General features: G+C 66.2%; 15 protein-coding genes. 12 read left to right on the top strand and 3 right to left on the bottom strand.

Annotated elements, in window-relative coordinates; translation table 11 throughout:
• The first annotated feature begins 183 nt into the window (after positions 1-183).
• The 12 genes from PHP91_RS14415 to PHP91_RS14360 all read left to right on the top strand — a co-directional run bounded on the left by PHP91_RS14415 (position 184) and on the right by PHP91_RS14360 (position 13,140).
• Positions 184-1,566 (top strand): hypothetical protein, encoded by a 1,383-nt coding sequence (locus tag PHP91_RS14415; protein WP_300142138.1) that lies wholly within the window; start codon positions 184-186, stop codon positions 1,564-1,566.
• Between the two features lie 107 nt (positions 1,567-1,673).
• Complete coding sequence (locus PHP91_RS14410; protein ID WP_300142134.1) at positions 1,674-2,399, top strand: acylneuraminate cytidylyltransferase family protein; 726 nt, start codon at positions 1,674-1,676, stop codon at positions 2,397-2,399.
• A 65-nt stretch (positions 2,400-2,464) separates the two neighbouring features.
• Entirely contained in the window at positions 2,465-2,680 is a 216-nt protein-coding gene (locus PHP91_RS14405) for a hypothetical protein (RefSeq protein WP_300142131.1), read from the top strand.
• Positions 2,681-3,487, top strand: coding sequence for a radical SAM protein (locus tag PHP91_RS14400; RefSeq protein ID WP_300142128.1), 807 nt, complete (start codon positions 2,681-2,683; stop codon positions 3,485-3,487).
• A gap of 2 nt (positions 3,488-3,489) precedes the next feature.
• Complete coding sequence (locus tag PHP91_RS14395) at positions 3,490-4,524, top strand: Gfo/Idh/MocA family oxidoreductase (RefSeq protein WP_300142126.1); 1,035 nt, start codon at positions 3,490-3,492, stop codon at positions 4,522-4,524.
• A gap of 153 nt (positions 4,525-4,677) precedes the next feature.
• Positions 4,678-5,724: an N-acetylneuraminate synthase family protein gene (locus PHP91_RS14390; protein ID WP_300142123.1), complete on the top strand. Its 1,047-nt coding sequence runs from the start codon at positions 4,678-4,680 to the stop codon at positions 5,722-5,724.
• A gap of 13 nt (positions 5,725-5,737) precedes the next feature.
• Positions 5,738-6,547 carry an SDR family oxidoreductase gene (locus PHP91_RS14385; RefSeq protein ID WP_300142120.1) on the top strand — a complete coding sequence of 270 codons (810 nt, stop codon included), beginning with the start codon at positions 5,738-5,740 and terminating at the stop codon, positions 6,545-6,547.
• Positions 6,548-6,670: 123 nt separating this feature from the next.
• Positions 6,671-8,134: an aldehyde dehydrogenase family protein gene (locus PHP91_RS14380; RefSeq protein WP_300142117.1), complete on the top strand. Its 1,464-nt coding sequence runs from the start codon at positions 6,671-6,673 to the stop codon at positions 8,132-8,134.
• Between the two features lies 1 nt (position 8,135).
• A complete protein-coding gene (locus tag PHP91_RS14375; protein ID WP_300142114.1) occupies positions 8,136-10,010 on the top strand; it encodes a transketolase C-terminal domain-containing protein in 1,875 nt (624 codons plus the stop codon).
• Positions 10,011-10,077: 67 nt separating this feature from the next.
• Complete coding sequence (locus tag PHP91_RS14370; protein ID WP_300142111.1) at positions 10,078-10,977, top strand: ABC transporter permease; 900 nt, start codon at positions 10,078-10,080, stop codon at positions 10,975-10,977.
• A gap of 14 nt (positions 10,978-10,991) precedes the next feature.
• Positions 10,992-12,338: an ABC transporter ATP-binding protein gene (locus PHP91_RS14365; protein WP_300142108.1), complete on the top strand. Its 1,347-nt coding sequence runs from the start codon at positions 10,992-10,994 to the stop codon at positions 12,336-12,338.
• Positions 12,328-13,140 carry a sulfotransferase gene (locus PHP91_RS14360; RefSeq protein WP_300142105.1) on the top strand — a complete coding sequence of 271 codons (813 nt, stop codon included), beginning with the start codon at positions 12,328-12,330 and terminating at the stop codon, positions 13,138-13,140. Before PHP91_RS14365 ends, PHP91_RS14360 begins: the two co-directional genes overlap by 11 nt.
• 54 nt (positions 13,141-13,194) lie before the next feature.
• Here PHP91_RS14360 and PHP91_RS14355 read toward each other — a convergent pair whose 3' ends face one another.
• The 3 genes from PHP91_RS14355 to PHP91_RS14345 all read right to left on the bottom strand — a co-directional run bounded on the left by PHP91_RS14355 (position 13,195) and on the right by PHP91_RS14345 (position 17,374).
• Positions 13,195-14,109: a glycosyltransferase family 2 protein gene (locus PHP91_RS14355; RefSeq protein ID WP_300142102.1), complete on the bottom strand. Its 915-nt coding sequence runs from the start codon at positions 14,107-14,109 to the stop codon at positions 13,195-13,197.
• 101 nt (positions 14,110-14,210) lie between these two features.
• Positions 14,211-16,253, bottom strand: a complete 2,043-nt coding sequence (locus tag PHP91_RS14350; protein WP_300142098.1) for a transglutaminase domain-containing protein — start codon at positions 16,251-16,253, stop codon at positions 14,211-14,213.
• Positions 16,250-17,374 carry a glycosyltransferase gene (locus PHP91_RS14345; RefSeq protein WP_300142095.1) on the bottom strand — a complete coding sequence of 375 codons (1,125 nt, stop codon included), beginning with the start codon at positions 17,372-17,374 and terminating at the stop codon, positions 16,250-16,252. Before PHP91_RS14345 ends, PHP91_RS14350 begins: the two co-directional genes overlap by 4 nt.
• Between the last annotated feature and the right edge of the window lie 146 nt (positions 17,375-17,520).

The raw sequence follows: 17,520 nt of genomic DNA, 5'->3' as shown, positions 1-17,520 counted from the left end.
AAGGGCGTCCAGGGCGACACGGGTCTTGAACTCGGCGGTAAACTTTCTTCTCTGCTTGGGCATCAAAAGCTTCCTTCGGGCTTCTTACGTCCACCTTAGCTACTGGCCCAGTTTCCCGAACCCACTTATCTGCGGGGAGCCCGGCCGTCCTTCCTGCTGTGCGATCACGCGCTGCCCGCCTGCATGGCCTGCCAGATCCATTGGCACGGCAAGGGGGCGTTGCCTTCCCCTCTGACCCGGGGCTATTGCGGGAGCTGCCATGCGCCCGCCGCCAGCGCCTACGGGGCGCTGGGCCTTCCCGTGCACGCCTACAGGGACTTCCTCACCGAGTCCGATCTGGACGAGGCCCGGCAGCTCGGGCGGGAGATGGACGCGGCGGACATCCGGACGTTCTCCCTGGACGGGATCAACGTGGGGGAGCACGCCTACGCCGGGGCTTTGCGGTTTTTCGCCAGGGGGGACCTGCAAGGGGAGCGGCGCGGTGAAAAGGTGCTGCGCGACTACCTGGAGGCGGCGATCCTGACGGCCCGCATGGCTGAGCGGCTCCTGGCCGAACACCATTTCGACGTGGTGGTCCTGCACCACGGCATCTACGTGCCCCAGGGCATCGTGCGGGACGTCTGCCACAAGATGGGCGTGCGCACGGTGAACTGGAACCCGAGCTACCGGAGCCGGACCTTCATCTTCAGCCACGACGACACCTACCACAAGACGATGATCTCCGAGCCGGTGAACGCCTGGCGGAACATCCCCTGGGACGAGGAGAAGCAGACCCGGCTCGACGCCTATCTCTACAGCCGCCGGTTCGGCAAGGAGGACTGGATATGGTTCCATGGCCGGCCGTCCTTCGACCTCGACGCCGCGGTTCGGGAGTTGGGCCTGGACCCCTCCCTGCCGACCACCGGGCTGCTGACGAGCGTCATGTGGGACGCCGTGCTGCACTACAAGGACATGGCCTTCCCGGATATGATCTCCTGGGTGGTGGAGACCGTGGATTTCTTTGCCGGTCGACCGGACCGCCAGCTCGTCATCCGAATCCATCCGGCGGAAGCGACCGGGACCATCCCTTCCCGGCAGCGGGTCGACGAAGCGTTGCGGCGCCGTTTCAGCAAGCTGCCGGGCAACGTTATCCTCGTGCCCCCGGAGAAGGCCATCAGCACCTATTCCCTCATGGACATTTGCGACCAGGTCCTCATCTACAACACCAAGACCGGCATCGAGATGGCGGCGCAGGGCAAGCCCGTGCTGGTGGCCGGGGACGCCTGGGTCAGGGGAAAGGGGTTCGTGCGGGAGGCGTCGTCCCGGGAGGAATACCTCTCGGAGCTCGAAGCGGTGCTGGCGGACCGGAGCCTGGACGCGGAGTCCCTCGCCCTGGCCCGGAAGTATGCCTATCATTTCTTTTTCCGCAGGATGATACGCCTGAACCTTTTCGAGCCGACCAACTGCATCCGGCAGTATCGGCCGACCATCCGCTCTTTGGAGGACCTGCGCCCCGGGGCGGACCTCGGCCTGGACCTGGTCTGCAACGGGATTCTGGAAAACGTCCCCTTTGTCGCGGATGACTAGCGGGAGAACGGGGGAGCGCGGAAGATGCGAGCCCCGAATTGCCACGGCCGCGCATTTCCTATAGATTTTTGGCGAAGTGATAACCAATGCATCGAAGAGCACCAATCATGTCCAACAGCGTTGTCGCACTTATTCCGGCCCGGCAGGGGTCAAAACGGATTCCGGGCAAGAATGTCAGGGAGTTCCACGGGCACCCGATCATCGCCTACACCATCGCCGCCGCCCGCCAGTCCGGCGTGTTCGACAGGGTGATCGTCTCGACGGATGATCCGGAGACCGCCGGGATCGCCGTCCGGTACGGGGCGGAAACACCGTTTTTACGGCCCGCCGAATACGCGGCGGATCAATCGCCCGACATCCAGTGGGTGCGCCACGCCCTGGAGCGGCTGGAAGACGGGTACGAGTTCTTCTCGATCCTTCGCCCCACCAACCCGTTCCGGCAGGCCGAAACCATCCGCCGGGCATGGCGCGCCCTGCGGGAAGCCCCGGATGCGGACACCCTCCGCGCCGTGGAGCGCTGCCACGAGCATCCCTACAAGATGTGGCGGATCGAGGGCGGGATGCTCAACCCCCTGTTCCCCACTCCCGGGACCGAGGAAGTGCCCTTCCACAGCCGTCCCTACCAGGCCCTGCCCGAGGTGTTCGTGCAGAACGCCAGCCTGGAGATCGCGCGCACCGAGTTTCCCCTGAAGCACGGCAGGATCACGGGCGACAGAATCCTGGCCTTCGTCTCCGAGGGGCAGGAGGGGTTTGACCTCAATTTCCCCGAGGACTGGGTGGTGGCCGAACATCTCGTGACCAGCGGGCAGGCCGTCCTCCCCGAAATCCCCTGAACCGAAACCGCCGGGCGCGAGTCCCCGGCAACAAGGATTTTGCAATGACACCAGCAGCTCCTCCGATGAAACATGTCATCCTTACGCTGACTTACGCCTGCCAGCTTCGTTGCCGGATGTGCGGCCAGGTCAATCTGCCCGAAGGCAAGGAGCTTGTCGGCGGGGAGCTGGATGCGGACCTGGTCATCAAGCGGCTTGAGGAGGTCCCGTCCCTGAAGACCTGCTATCTTTTCGGCGGAGAGCCCCTGCTGCACTCGCGCTTTTTCGACATCGTGGAGTAGTTGCGGAAGCGGGGCGTCTGGACGGGCTTTTCCACCAACGGCCTGCTGTTGGGGAAATACCACGAGCGCATCCTGGACGCCGACATCGACATGCTTTCGGTCTCCATCGACAGCCATTATCCGGAAGTGCACGACAATATTCGAGGACTGCCCGGCCTTTACGAAAAGACGTGCGCCCACCTGCTGGACAGCCGGACCCGCAAGGGGCTTTCCAGACCTTCCGTCAAGGTGCACTTCACGATCCTGCCCGGCAACATCGACGAAATGCGGGGGTATTACGAGACCTTCGCCTCGCGTTTCCCGGAACTGGACATGATCAAGTTCCACTTTCCCCGGTTCGCCACCCCGGCCATGGCCGAGGAGTACGCCCGGGTCCTGCGGACGGAGTTCGGCGTGGAGCCGACCTCCCACCTCGGCAACTTTCTGAACATCGACTCCTTTTCGGACGAGGACTGCGCCCGTCTGCACCGGAACCTGCAGTACCTGCTGGAGCAGCCCAAGGCCAGCGTGACCGGTCCGGCCGACCTGGAGGGCATCCTCCACTACTTCAAGTCCCCGGACCTGCCGCCCAAGGGCGACCGGTGCGCCTGCTTCAAGTCCATGACCGTCCAGCCGGACGGCTCCGTGGTCAACTGCGCGGATTATCCGGACCTCGTGTACGGCAACATCCAATCCCAGTCCCTGCTCGAAATATGGGAAGGGGAAATCGCCTCCAGGTGGCGCGCCTACCTGGAGCGGCACGGCAATCCCGGGGTGCTGGCCCGGTGCTCACGGCTGTATCCGGGCATCAATTCCAAGGCCGAGTAGCGATGGACTCCCCGCTTTCCATCGGCATTGTGGGGCTCGGGTGCGTCGGGAGACGGCACTGCGAGCAACTGGCCGGGCTGGGGCACCGCGTGGTGGGCGCCGTGAAGCGCACCCCGCCCTTCGGCAAGGACCCGTGCCTGGGGATTCCGGTGTTCGATTCGCTGGACGGCTTGCTGTCGCACTCCCGCCCGGATGCGCTGGTCGTCGCCTCGCCCAATGCGCTGCATCGCGGCCATGTGCTGGCGGGGCTGGAGGCGGGCTGCCACGTCCTGTGTGAAAAACCCCTGGGCGTGAGCGGGGCGGAGGTCCGGGAGATGGCCGAAGCCGCGGCTTTGGCCGACCGGGTCCTCATGGGCGGCATGAACCTGCGGTTCGTTCCGCACTTTCGGGCCGCCGGGGACGTCATTGGGAAGGGGGCGCTGGGAACGGTCCGCCACGTTCAGGCGGCCTGGGTCCGCCGCCGGGGCATCCCCGGACCGGGCAAGTGGCATACCGACCGCTCCCTTGCGGGAGGCGGCGCGCTTCTCGATGCCGGGATTCACGTCCTGGACGTGGCCTGGTCGTTCCTGGGCCGCCCCCGGCCGCTGCGCGTCTCCGCGACGATGTCGGGATTGTTCAGGGGGCGGCTCGACGCCTATGAGGCCCGCAAGGTCTGGAACGGTCCGGTCCGGCGCGACGGCGTCATGGATGTCGAGGACGGATGCGTGGCGTTGGTCCGGTTCGAGGGCGGCGCGACGCTGGATCTGGATGTCGCCTGGGCGGTCGACGGGCCGGAGTCCCCGTTTCGCGTCGTCGCCAGGGGCGACCGGGCCGGATTGTCATGGGAGAAGACGGGCGCGGTCAATGTGTTCATCGGGGAAGAGCCGCCCCGGCTCGTGTCCGCCGTCGTCGGCCCCTCCCTGCACGAGAGTTTCGCCCAGGCCGTCTGCGGCGGGGCGAACCCCTGCCCCCCGTCGGACATGCTGACCCTGGCGAGGATCATCGACGCCGCCTATGCCTCCGCGGAAAGGGGAGGCGAGATCAATGTGGAAAGTTAGGAAAACGGACTTGGCCATTGGCTTGAGGACTCCGGGAACATCAGTCATTCATGTCCGGATAATCTATTGACCCTGCTTTTCTTGCATTGTAACTGTTCTCCGTATATCGTCCCGTTTACTTGACACCATCTACGCATGATTCAAGGATATTCAATGAAAAAACTGATAATCAACGGCTGTGAAATCACCGATGACTCCCCCGCATACGTGATTGCGGAAATCGGGAACAACCACCAGGGCAGCCTGGATGTCTGCAAGGACATGTTCAAGCGGGCCAAGGAATGCGGTGTCAATGCCGTGAAGCTGCAGAAACGGGACAATCATGCCCTCTTCACCAAAGAGGCGTACAATGCCCCGTATCTTTCCGAAAACGCATTTGGAAAGTCCTACGGCGAGCATCGGGATTTTCTTGAATTCGGCGAAAAGGAATACATCGAGCTCAAGTCCTACGCCGAGGAACTCGGCCTGGACTTCTTCGCCACCGCGTTTGACCAGAACTCCGCGGACTTCCTTGAGCAACTGGACATGCCCATGTACAAGGTCGCCTCGGGCGACCTTGCCAACATCCCCCTGCTTCGGCACATCGCCCGGAAGGGGAAGCCGGTCATCCTGTCGACGGGCGGCGGCACCCTGGAGGACGTCAGGCGCGCGGTCGAGGCCATCCTGCCCATCAACGACCAGTTGGCGATCCTGCAGTGCACGGCGGCCTACCCCTGCCGCGCCGAGGACATGAACCTCCGGGTGATCTCCACGTATCGCGAGGCCTTTCCGGACCTGACCGTCGGCCTCTCCGACCACCAGAACGGCATCAGCATGGCCCTGGTGGCCTTCACGCTGGGAGCCCGCATCTTTGAAAAGCACTTCACCCTGGACCGCACCTGGAAGGGAACGGACCACGCCTTCTCCCTGGAGCCGCAGGGGCTGCGGCGCCTGGTGCGGGACCTGACCCGGGCCCGCCTGGCCCTGGGCGACGGCGTCAAGCGCAGCCTCGAATTCGAGGTCGCGCCCATCATCAAGATGGGCAAGAAGATCGTGGCGGCGCGGTTTCTGCCCGCCGGGACGGTGCTCACCGAGGCCGACCTCGGTTTCAAGAGCCCGGCCGACGGCCTGAAGCCGTACGAGTTGGACAAGGTGCTCGGCATGACCCTGACCCGGGACCTGCCCGAGGATGGCGACCTGAGTTACGAAATCCTGAAATAACCCCACCGGACCGATGAGCAATCTTTTCAATTTGGCCGGGAAAACGTGCATTATCACTGGCGGCCTGGGGCAACTCGGCCGCCAGTTTACGTTTGCCCTGCATTCGAGCGGAGCCAATGTCGTCGTCCTGGAGCTGGCGCCCACGAAGAGCCAGGTGGACGAATTCGATGCAACCTACGGAGACCGGGGATGCGTGTTGCGCGCGGACGTCACGGACAAGGAGTCCCTGGTCCGCGCCCTGGAGGAGATCACGCGCCGTTTCGGCGTGCCCGCCGGGCTGATCAACAACGCCGCCCTCGACTCCCCTCCCGGAGCCCCGGCGGCCGAGAACGGGCCCTTCGAGGATTACCCGGAGGCGTCCTTCGACAAGATCATGGAAGTCAACGTGAAGGGGACGTTCCTGTGCTGCCAGGTTTTCGGCGGGGCCATGGCCAAGGCCGGTCGCGGGTCCATCGTGAACATCTCCTCCACCTACGGCGTCGGCTCCCCCTGCCAGGACCTCTACGAATACCGCCGCAAGCGGGGCGAGACGTTCTTCAAGCCGGTGGCCTATTCCGTCTCGAAGTCCGCCGTGCTGAACCTGACCCGCTACCTCGCCACCTACTGGGGCGAGTCGGGCGTCCGGGTCAACACCCTGACCTTCGGCGGCGTCTTCAACCATCAGGAAGACGATTTCCTGAAGGCGTACACGCAACGGGTCCCGGTTCGCCGGATGGCCAACGAAAACGAGTACAACGGAGCGGTCGTCTATCTCATGAGCGAATCCTCCTCCTACATGACCGGATCGAACATGGTCATTGATGGAGGCTGGACGGCCTGGTAGGTCATAGCTTGTCGGTCCCGCCTCCGCCGTTTTCGCCCAATCCCGGCCGACCGCCCTTGCCGGGCGCGCAGCCCTTGTCGTCGTTTGAAGCATACCGCAATCCATACCCGAGGAAGTCGGCATATGAACGTTCCTGAATTTGTGCCCAACCTGATCGCCGGAGAGGAGCGCCCCGCGCTGTCCGGAAAGACCTTTGACAAGTGCGACCCGTGCAAGGGGACCCCCTTGTTTTCCGTCGCCCGCTCCGAGGCCGCCGACGTGGCCGAGGCCGTGCGGTCGGCCAGGGCGAGCCAGCCCGCCTGGGGAGGGCTCCCGGCGGTCCGGCGCGGAATGGTGCTGCACGACGTCGTCAGGCTGATGGAGGACCGCAGGGAAGAGATCGCCCAGGTCGTCCACCGCGAGACGGGCAAGTCCATGAAGGACGCCCTCGGGGAGACCCAGGCGGCCATCCAGGTCGGTCTTTTCTATGCCTCGGAAGGGCAGCGCCTCTATGGCAGGACCTGCACCACGGGCGTCCCGAACCGGTTCTCCATGACCGTTCGCCAGCCGGTCGGCGTCGCGGGATTGATCATCGCCGCCAACACCCCCATCGCCAATGTCGCCTGGAAGGTCTTTCCCGCCCTGGTCTGCGGCAACGGCGTCGTGCTCAAGGGGGCCGAGGACACCCCGGCCACGGCCTGGCTCTTCGGCCGGATCGCCCGCGAGGCCGGGCTTCCGGACGGGGTGTTGAACATTGTGCAGGGCCTGGGGCCCGAGGCTGGGCAGCCCCTTGTCGAGCACCCGGACGTCGGGGTTGTCTCCTTCACCGGATCGGCCCGCGTCGGCAAGCTGCTGGGCCGGATAGCCGGGGAGCGGCTGGCCAAGATTTCCCTTGAGCTGGGCGGGAAGAACGCCTTTGTCGTCTGCGACGACGCGGATATCGACAGCGCCGCCGACTGGGCCATCCTGTCCGCGTTCTCCAATGCCGGGCAGCGCTGCGTGGCCGGGGCCAGGATCATCGTCTTCGAGTCCGTTTACGAGGCGTTCAAGCGACGGTTCCTGGAGCGGACCGGCGAGCTGCGCCTCGGCTCCGGGGACGGCGACGACTTCGGCCCGGTCATCAACGGACGGCAACTGGCCAACATGATCGCCTCGGTGAAAAAGGCGGTCGACGACGGGGCCACGCTGCTGACCGGCGGGGACAGACTGAAGGACGCGGCGCATGCGGACGGATTCTTCATGGCGCCCACCGTGCTGGAGAACGTGCCGCCGGACGCGCCCATTTCGCGGGAGGAGCTCTTCGGGCCCATCTGCTGCCTTTACGCCGTGCCGGGTTTCGCCGAGGCCCTGGCCCTGGCCAACGACTGCGACTACGGCCTCTCCGCCTGCATCCACACCGGCAATTTCCACCGGGGAATAGCGTTCTGCCAGGCCGTGGAGACCGGCGTGGCCGTGGTCAACGCCGGAACCTTCGGCTCCGAGCCGCACATGCCGTTCGGCGGGACCAAGAACTCCGGCAACGGCTCCCGGGAACCCGGCACCGAGGCCATCGACATCTATTCCGATCTCAAGGACATTTATATCCATACCGACAAAGGAAAGCTCTAACATGACATACATGGCGCACTACATCCCCAAGCCGGAAATCGACAGGCTCCTTTCCCAGGCGGGCGAGGCGCGGGTCCCGCTGTTCGCAGCCGCCTGCCGCATCAACTGCCTCTACATGATCCAGAAGGCGGGCTCCGGCCACCTGGGCACCAGTTTCTCCTCCATGGACATCCTCAGCCGCCTGTATCTGGAAGAGCTGGGCGAGGATGACATCGCCTTTTCCTCCAAGGGGCACGACGCCCCGGCGATCTATACCGTCCTGATCGCCCTGGGGAGGCTGGATTTCGACCTCATCCACCAGTTGCGGCGGCTGGACGGCCTGCCCGGGCATCCCGACGTGCGCACCCCGCACATCGCCACCAACACCGGCTCCCTGGGCATGGGCATCTCCAAGGCCAGGGGCATGGCCATGGCCCGTCGGCTGGACGGCAGGCCCGGCCGGGTCTACGTGCTCATGGGCGACGGCGAGCTGCAGGAGGGGCAGGTCTACGAATCGCTCCAGCCCACGGCCAACCACGGCTTCACCAACATCACGGCGATCATCGACCACAACAAGATCCAGTCCGACACCTGGGTGAAGGACGTTTCCGACCTCGGCGACCTGGAGGCGAAGTTCTCGGCCTTCGGCTGGGTGGTGGAACGCTGCGACGGCAACGACGACAAGGCCCTGTCAGCCGCGCTCGCCTCGCTGGCCGGCCGGCGGGCCGCCCCCCAGGTCCTGATAGCGGACACGGTCAAGGGCAAGGGCGTCTCCTTCATGGAGGACTTCGACGCCGAGGCGACCAACGGGCAGTACGCCTATCATTCCGGGGCGCTCTCCCCTGAGAAGTGCGCGGCCGCGTTCGCGGAGCTCGACGCCGCCCTGGCGAAGCTGTGCGCCGGGGCCGGGATCGGGCGGGTGGGCTACGAGACGGTCGAGATCGGCGCGCCGGGCGCCGGGCGGCCGGTCCAGAAGCTGATGTCGGCCTATGCCGAAGCCATCAAGGAGCTCGGGGCCGAACGGGAGGACATGGTCGTTCTCAATGCCGACCTCGCCCTGGACTGCGGGCTGATTCCCTTCCGCTCGGAGTTCCCGGAGCGTTTCGTCGAATGCGGCATCGCCGAGATGGACATGGTCTCCATGGCGGGCGGCCTCGCCCTCTCGGGCAAGCTGCCCGTTGTCCACTCCTTCGCCTGCTTCCTTTCCACGCGGGCCGGGGAGCAGTATTTCAACAACGCGACCGAGCATACGAAGATCGTCTATGCCGGGACGCTCGCGGGCCTGCTCCCGTCCGGTCCGGGCCACTCCCACCAGTCGGTGCGCGACATCGCCCTGTTCGGCAACGTGCCGGGCCTGACCGCGTTCGAGCCGTCCTGCGAGGAGGAGGTCCGCCTGGGCCTCCGGTGGGCGGTTTCGGAGAACGCGGGGAGCACCTACCTGCGCCTGGTCATCGTCCCGTGCGAAATCGGCTACCGCCTGCCGGAAGGCTACACGCTGACGCCCGGCCGCGGCTGCGTGCTGCGCGAGGGCGGGGACGTGGTGATCTTCGCCTACGGCCCGGTGATGTTGCAGCAGGTCTGGCTGGCTGCCGAGAGGCTGGCGGAGCGGGGGATAGCGGCCAAGGTGGTCAACCTGCCCTGGCTGAACACCGTTGACGCGGCCTGGCTCAAGGACGTCGTCGCCGGGGCGAAGCGGATCGTCACCGTGGACGACCACAGGGTCCGGGGAGGCCAGGGCGAGCTCGTGGCCGCCACGGTCGCCCGTCTGGGGCTGGGCGCGCCCGTGGTCAATCTGGGCGTGGAGGGCATTCCCTGCTGCGGCCAGACCGCGGAGGTGCTGCAACGGCATGGGCTGGACGCGGCGAGCCTGGCCGACAAGATCGGCGGTCCGGCTTAGCGGAACCGCCGGGGCGGGACCGCCCCAGGGACGGAGGATCATGGCGAACGCGGAGAATACGGGGACGATGGGCAAGGACGGCGCCGAACAGGCGTCCGTCGGGGCTCCCGCCGCGACTGCGGAAACCCGGAACGGAAAGGGGGCCAAGCCCGTGGTGACGGTCATCACGCCCCACGACGGCGGCGCCAATTGCAGCATTCGCCAGATGTTCAAGTATCGCGGATTGATACGGAGCATGATCTGGCGCAACCTTCGTCAGCAGTTCGACGAGCTGGCCCTCGGGTTCTTTTGGGCCACGGCCCGTCCCCTGGCCATGGCCTTCGTGTTTTCCTTCATCAAGAGCCGGACCGGGGCCAACATGAAGGTCGATTTGCCGTACATGCTGTATTTCTACAGCGGCATCATCCTCTGGTTCGCCTTTGTGGAGGCCTCACGGGGAGCGGCCATGAGCATGGTCAAGGAGGCCGGGCTGCTCAAGAAGATCTACTTTCCCCGGACCATTCCTCCCCTGGTCGCGACCCTGCTGAGCCTGTATAACCTGTCCATCAGCGCGATTCCCCTGGTCGGCTTCATGATCTGGTACGGCGTGCCTCCGGGGCTCAACCTGGTTTTCCTGCCCCTCGTGCTCTGCGTCTTCCTGCTGCTCGCCTACGGCGTTGGGATCATGTTCGCGGCCCTGGGGTCGCTGAGCAAGGACTTCGAGCGCCTTTTCTCGATCATCCTCTACGTGGGGCTGTTCGTCTCCCCGGTGATCTATTCCCCGGAGATCATCAGCAACCGGGCCCAGTTGATCTTCAACCTGAATCCGATGTCCGGCATCCTGCTGAGTTTTCGCGCCTGCCTGTTCCAGGGATATCCGTTTCCCTGGGAGCAGTTCGGCTATTCCGCGGGCTTCGCCGTGGTGATGTACTTTCTGGGGACGAGCATGTTCAAGAAGGCGCTCACGTACTTTTTAGACAGAATGTAACCGTCGGCAATCGCATGGAACCTATCATATCCGTCAAGGGCATCTCCAAGAGATACAGCAAGGGGAGCGTCGGCCAGCCGGGGGGGCGCGTCAGCTTCCTGAAGACGTTGCTGCTGCCCGGCCTGCTCATGGGCGGCAAGCTGCAGTCGTTCCGGGGGGAGGAATCGTTCTGGGCCCTCAAGGACATCCATTTCGACGTCATGCCCGGCGAACGGCTGGGCATCATCGGCCGGAACGGCGCGGGCAAGACCACCCTGCTCAGGATTCTGTCCAAGCTGGTCCTGCCCACCGAGGGCGAGGCGGTGATCCGGGGGCGGAGCACGGCCCTGTTCGGCGTGGGCGTCGGGTTCCGGCCCATGCTGACCGGCCGGGAGAACATCTACCTGGAGTCCTCGATCCACGGGCTGAACCGGAAGGAGACGGAGGCGCGCATCGAGGAGATCATCCAATTCTCCGGCCTTCAGGGGTTCATCGATACGCCCATCAAATATTACTCGAAGGGAATGGTGACCCGGCTGGCCTTTTCCGTGGCCGCGTTCCTGGAGCCGGACATCCTCATGCTGGACGAGGTCTTCTCCGGCGGCGACATCGCCTTCCAGAAACAGTGCCTCAGCAAGATGGATTCCATGGCCATGGGCGGCCGCGCGCTCATCTTCGTCTCGCACAGCCTCAACGAGGTCTGCCGACTGTGCGAAAAAGCCATATGGCTCGAGGGCGGGCGGATTGTGGAGATGGGGGATTCCCGGGACGTGACCCAGGCCTATTCCAAGCGGATGCTGAAGCTGGTCTCCTCGCTGTCGGTCAAGGCGGAACGCCCGAAACCCATTTCCCCCGAAGTGCTGGAGAAGACGGAGCAGGGCGGGTTCGTGGCGGACCGTTCCGTGGCCAGGGCAGTGCTGCTCGGGGCGTCGCTGACCAATGGCAAGGGCGAGAAAGCCGAACTTTTCTATCGCGAGGAGCCCGTCAATATCCGCATCGAATTCGAGGTGCTTTACGGGGACGTGCCCGTGGTGCCGATCGCCCACATCCTGAAGGACGGCGTGCACGTCTTCAGCACCCACCCCGAAAAGACGGTGCAGGAGTGCGGCGTCAGGCATGTCTCATCGGTGCGCATCCCCCCCCATTTCTTCAACACCGGCGAATTCAGCGTGACCGTGGCCCTGGTGACCCCGGCCCGCCCCAAATGGCGGCACATATTCTTGGAGAACGCGCTTTCCTTCCAGGTGGTGGAGGCCTTTGACGGCGACAAGCTCTTCAGCGGGGAATACCGGGGGGTCGTCAAGCCCCTTTTCGACTGGGACAACCGCGTGGAGCCCCTGGACGACCCCGAACCATCCGGCGAGGGTCCCCATGGGCGGTAGGGAGCGGCTGCGGCAACTGAAGGCCTCTTCGCCGGTCATCGTGGTCGGCTGCTCCCGGTCGGGCACCTCCCTCGTCTCCGGCATCCTCCAGGGTTGCGGCGTGAACATGGGCGACGAGCAGTCCGGGAACAGGGAGTCGAAGCTTTTCCAGGGCATCAACCGGGACATTCTGGACATCGTGGGCGCTTCCTGGCGGAGCCTCGGTTTCCTGCCCCCGGCGGACGCCCTGGCGACCCACTATCCGTACATGGCGAAAATGGCCGAACGGGCGCTGGCCGACCACCTGGAAAGCAGGGGCGACGCCGCCTTCGCGGGGCGCGACTGGGGCTGGAAGGACCCGCGCTCCTCGCTCACGCTGCCGGTGTGGGGCAGGGTCTTCCCCAACGCCCGGGTGCTGCATGTGGTGCGTGCTGGGCGTGACGTGGCCGCCAGCCTGCGGCGTCGGGAGGACGGCCGGAACGGGGAAGGATACATTTCCGGCACGGCGGTGGCGGCGCAGTTCATGGAGGACGTCCGCGTCTGGGCCGAGTATTTGGAGCGCGCGGCCCTCGCGATGCAGGCATTCCCGGTCCGCTCCCTCATCCGGTACGAAACGCTCGTGCGCGAACCGCTTGAAACCGTGCGCCGCGCCCTCGCGGACCTGCGGCTGGATGCGCCCGGCGACCTTGGCGCCGTCGTCGGCGCGGTCCGCCCGGCCAGGGCGGCGGACTATTCGCGGTTCGGCGTCGATCTGGCCGAGGTGGAGCGGATCGAGAATCAGGCCTTCGGCTGCCTGGGGTTGCCCGCCTTGGCGTCCCGCTAGGGTCGGCGTCACCCGCCCCCTTTCTCACGTCTGTCTGGAGCGGACTGCGCCGGGTTACGGCCGGTTCAGGCCGTTCTTCACTATCTGGACGATGTTTCCCCATCGAGACGCCAGGGCCCCGAGTATCGAGATGTAGTCGGCCCGGCGGATGTTGCGGCGCGCGATCTCCCGGATCGGCTCGGTCGCGGCGAAGTAGGCGAGATAGAGCAGGTGGCTCGGCAACCGGGAGAGGGGTTTCTTCCGGATCTGCGCCATCGATTTCCCGGCCGCGTATTGGCGGGCGAGAATGTAGCCCAGCCGCATCTTGCGGGCCGGGACGTGGTGCCGGATGCGGAGGCCCAGGTCGTAATAGATGCGCTGCTCCGTTGCCGGAGTCCGCGCCTTGTAGCGTTCGACGAATTCGCGTTCCTCGCCCAGCTTGACGGATTGGCCCACCATGCCCAGGGAGGTGTCGAAGCGTCCCAGGGTCTCGAACAGGGCCGTCCTGACGCCGAAGTTGCCGCCGCTGACCCTGCCGTCGGTCTGGAATCCCGTTTCGGAGGCGTGCGACCGCACTTCATACTCGTCCCTGAACCAGGCCGGTTTCTCGTCGGTGTAGTAGGGGAAAACCGGCCCGCCGAAAATGTCCGGGGCGTGCCGGTCGATGATGTCCGTCAGGGTGCGCGCCCAGTGGGGGGGAGGGATGGCGTCGTCGTCGAGGAACGCGATGTAGGGGGTGGCGGCCCGCTCCACGGCCGCGTTCCGCGCCGACGAAAGGCCGGGCTCGGCGTGATGGATGATCTCCATCGCGAGCCGGGACGTGTCGATGTCGCGGAGGATGTCCGCCGCCATGGGGACGGGGTTGTTGTCGACGATCATCACGGGCAGGGCCGACATGTCCGCCTCCTGGGCGATCAGTCCGTCGATGCAGCGCCGGAGGGCCCGGTTCCGGTTGTAGGTGCATATGGCGATGGTGCATGGCTGTTGCACGGGTTTCTCCGCGGCTGCTCGTACGTTTTGCGCATCCCGACTCCCGGTCGGCAATAGAACCGGTACAACCTCTCGTGGCCGCCGTCAAAGCCCTGTCCGGCTCAGGGGGATTGCCGCTCCCGCCCGGCGCTACGTTCGAAGGTCCCGCGAATCCGGGTCCCGTCGAGGCGTTGCGTCTTGACGCGCAGCAGCTCCCCTCTGCGCAGGCAGGGGACGCGTTCCCCATACGTGTCGGGCAGGGCGATGAAATCTCCCTGGCCGGAAAAGAGGAGCAGCCGTCCCTTGGGCGGCGGCTGGATCTCGGCGGCCGGGGGGCAGTCGATCCCCGTGGCCAGGGTCGCGACGGGCCGGTATTGTTCCCCGTCCCAGTACATGGCGGTCTCGTCCAGGACCGAGGGGTGGGCCGGAATGCCCAGCGCCCGCAGCAGGGCCGTGCACAGCGCCGTCGCCTCCCTTTCACTCAGGCCCGCTGCCGGCCCGCAGACGGTCCCGACGGGGAGGAACGCGTCGAACAGCGTGGTCCTGTGGCGGCGTCGTCCCGCCGAGGCCATGTAGTCCGCGACGTTCTTCACGGATTCGCGGGCCGAGGGGCCGCGCAGGGCGGCGGCCAGTCGGTCGAGCTCCTTGCCGGGGAGCGAGAGCGTCTCCCGCAGCGCGCGGGGCGAGGCGACGTCCTCGATCCAGTGCGGGGGCAAGCGCCGCCAATGGAGTGCTTCGGCCGCCCGCTTGCGCGACGCGGCGAAGTCCGCCAGGGCGTCAAGGGGCAGCAGCGCCAGGTCCTTGGCGCGCATCCCGGTCAGCAGGGGTTCGATCAATTGCCGTTTGGCGGGGGCGAGGGCCAGGTATTCGTGAAAAAGGCGCAGCGCGGAGGGCCAGGGTTTCGCGAAGGCGTCGACCACGGCCCGGGGCGTATCGGGGTGGACCTTGGACAAGGCGTCCAGCCGCAGGAGGACGTCTTCCTTGCGCCGCTTGCGGGCGCGGGTCGCCCTTTCGGCCATGGCGGCGAGTTCGGCCCGGACGCTTGCGTCCGGCGGGTCGAACCGGTTCGGGGAATCCTGCGCCGGGTGGCGCAGGGTCCAGGACCAGGCCTTGGGCAGCGCCCGCCGCAGGTCCAGGCGGGTCGATGCGCCTTCCTCGGCCAGAGCCGCGGTGGCGTCGACGCCGTCGCCTGCGCTGGCGATGTAGCTGCCGGGACCGAGAAGGAACCGGGCCGCGCCCGAGGCGTCCGTCAGCGCCCTCGCCACTATCCAGGGCCCGCCGGAATTGTAGGTCCACAAACAGACCGGCAGGCCGGGGGCGCGTTGCCCGCCACGCCCGAGGCAGGCGACCGCGAATTCGCGCGTGTCGGCGTAGCGCCCGAGCAGGTTGAGGGTGGTGAATCCCCGGCCGCGCCGGTATATCGGGGTGTCCGCCGCCTTGAATTCGCCGTATGCCGGGGAATAGACGGCCGGAGCGGTCCGTGCGGGCTTGAGGAACCAGTTGTCGTTGGGGTCGACCACCGTGGAGGCCGCCTCCAGGGGAAGCCACCGGCCACGGTCCCATACCTCGACCCAGACGTGGTTGTCGTTTTCGCGCCGCCATCCCGGCACCCAGCAGCCCCGGACCGGGATGCCCACGCTGCGGGCCGCGGCGGCGAACAGTACGGCCAGGTCCTCGCACCGGCCGAACCCCACCGCGAACATGTCCGCCGGAGCGGTGAGCCAGGACGCGGAGGGCTGGTATTCGACCCTGGCCGCGCACCAGAGATTGACCCGCACCGCCGCCTCCCAGGCTGTCCGGCAGTCCCGGACCAGGGGGGCCAACTGGTCGTGGAACCCTTTGCGCCAGGGTTTGAACGGCTCGTTGACCAGCCGGTGCGGCAGCACGTAATGCAGGAAAATGTCGAAGGGAACGTCCCTGGCCCAGGGGGTCTCCTCCCGGGCGAGGAGCGCATAGTCGACGTTCTCGCGCAGCGACGCCTCCGGGAGCATGGCCCGGTCGCTTTCCGGCAGACTGGCGGTCAGGAAATCCGCGGCCGCGCGCCGCTCCGTGCCCGGGGGATACCCGAGGCCTTCCGTCATCCGGGCGTGGGCCGCGTCGGCCAGGGCGATGAACAGGGCCAGGCACGCCGCCAGGATCGACGCGGCGACGGGGCGGACGGTCATGGGCGTGCGACCTGCCGGTAGACGTCTGCCAGGGCCCCGGCGACCCGGTCGATGGCGAAGCATTCCTCGAACCGCAGCCGTGCGGCTTCGCCGAAACCGCGCGCGAGCTCCGGGTTGTCGAGGATTCCTTGGATGGCTTCGGCAAGGGCCTCGGGCGAGGCGGGGGGAACCACCCGGCCGGTGACGCCGTCCCGGTTCACCCAGCCCGTGCCGGAGCCGGGAATGGCCGTGGCCACGATGGGAAGGCCGTAGCGCATGGCCTCCAACTGCGACATGCCGAAGGCCTCGCCCCGGTCCACGGAGGGCAGGCAGAAGAGGGCCGCCCGCTGCAGCAGGACATGGAGTTCGGCGTCGGAGACGGCGCCGGGCAGCCGGACCCGGTCGACCAGGCCGAGCCGTTCGACCTCGCGCCGGATCGATTCCCGCAGCGGGCCGTCCCCGGCGATGACGAAATCGACCCCGGTGACGAGGCGGGCCGCCCGAACCAGGTGTTCGAATCCTTTATAATAGGCGAACCGCCCCACGCTCACCACCAGCGGGGGGACCGCCTTCGTCGCGGTGGCGTCCTCGGGGTACCGGTTCCGGTCGAGGCCCAGCGGGATCACGCGGCATTTTCCCTTCCATTCCGCAAGGACGGGGCTGGATTCCAGGTACGGCGGCGATGACGCGATGATCCGGGCGGCCTTGGCCAGGCAGCGGCGTTCGAAAACGCGATAGAATGGATAGAGGACCTGCAGGCGTCGGCTCGGCGAGCCCAGGACGTCGGCGTGCCACTGCACGATCAGGGGAACATCCTTCGGAAGAAAAGCGTGGAACAGGACGGCGGGGCTGGGCAGATGCAGATGAACGACCTGGGGCCGCGTCTCGCGCACGATGCGTCGCAGGAGCAGCGGAAAGGACGGTGCAATCGGGGCGAAGGCCAATGAGCAGAGGATAGACGCGCGGAATATCGTAACGCCGTTTTCCGTCAGGACATCCCCGGGAAGGCCTGGGCGCTCCTGATGGCAGAGGGCTGTGACAACGTTGCCGTCGCACGCCTGGCGGACCGAGAGGTCGCGGACGAAGGTTTCGATGCCGCCCCTTGCCGGATGGGCGAATTTGCCGATGTGAAGGATTTTCATGCCGATATCCGTCTCTACGCCAGACGCGGCATTCAATCAAGGTTCTGGGACCTTGCTGTGGTTGCAGGAGGCTGCCGCTTGCGGCGTCAGAAAAAAGTTGGTGAACCTCTTTCGTTCCGGGATATGCGAAATTGAATATGCCTGCG

The sequence above is a fragment of the Pseudodesulfovibrio sp. genome, from assembly GCF_028692895.1.
GTDB lineage: Bacteria > Desulfobacterota > Desulfovibrionia > Desulfovibrionales > Desulfovibrionaceae > Pseudodesulfovibrio.
Note: the sequence above shows the minus strand (reverse complement) of the source record. Positions and strands in the feature narration are given on the sequence as shown.

Coding starts and splice junctions, on each gene's coding strand:
- PHP91_RS14385 (WP_300142120.1), top strand. CDS start 5,738: ATGAGCAATCTTTTCAATTTGGCCGGGAAAACGTGCATTATCACTGGC.
- PHP91_RS14345 (WP_300142095.1), bottom strand. CDS start 17,374: ATGAAAATCCTTCACATCGGCAAATTCGCCCATCCGGCAAGGGGCGGC.
- PHP91_RS14365 (WP_300142108.1), top strand. CDS start 10,992: ATGGAACCTATCATATCCGTCAAGGGCATCTCCAAGAGATACAGCAAG.
- PHP91_RS14405 (WP_300142131.1), top strand. CDS start 2,465: ATGAAACATGTCATCCTTACGCTGACTTACGCCTGCCAGCTTCGTTGC.
- PHP91_RS14370 (WP_300142111.1), top strand. CDS start 10,078: ATGGGCAAGGACGGCGCCGAACAGGCGTCCGTCGGGGCTCCCGCCGCG.
- PHP91_RS14375 (WP_300142114.1), top strand. CDS start 8,136: ATGACATACATGGCGCACTACATCCCCAAGCCGGAAATCGACAGGCTC.
- PHP91_RS14350 (WP_300142098.1), bottom strand. CDS start 16,253: ATGACCGTCCGCCCCGTCGCCGCGTCGATCCTGGCGGCGTGCCTGGCC.
- PHP91_RS14395 (WP_300142126.1), top strand. CDS start 3,490: ATGGACTCCCCGCTTTCCATCGGCATTGTGGGGCTCGGGTGCGTCGGG.
- PHP91_RS14380 (WP_300142117.1), top strand. CDS start 6,671: ATGAACGTTCCTGAATTTGTGCCCAACCTGATCGCCGGAGAGGAGCGC.
- PHP91_RS14415 (WP_300142138.1), top strand. CDS start 184: ATGGCCTGCCAGATCCATTGGCACGGCAAGGGGGCGTTGCCTTCCCCT.
- PHP91_RS14390 (WP_300142123.1), top strand. CDS start 4,678: ATGAAAAAACTGATAATCAACGGCTGTGAAATCACCGATGACTCCCCC.
- PHP91_RS14360 (WP_300142105.1), top strand. CDS start 12,328: ATGGGCGGTAGGGAGCGGCTGCGGCAACTGAAGGCCTCTTCGCCGGTC.
- PHP91_RS14410 (WP_300142134.1), top strand. CDS start 1,674: ATGTCCAACAGCGTTGTCGCACTTATTCCGGCCCGGCAGGGGTCAAAA.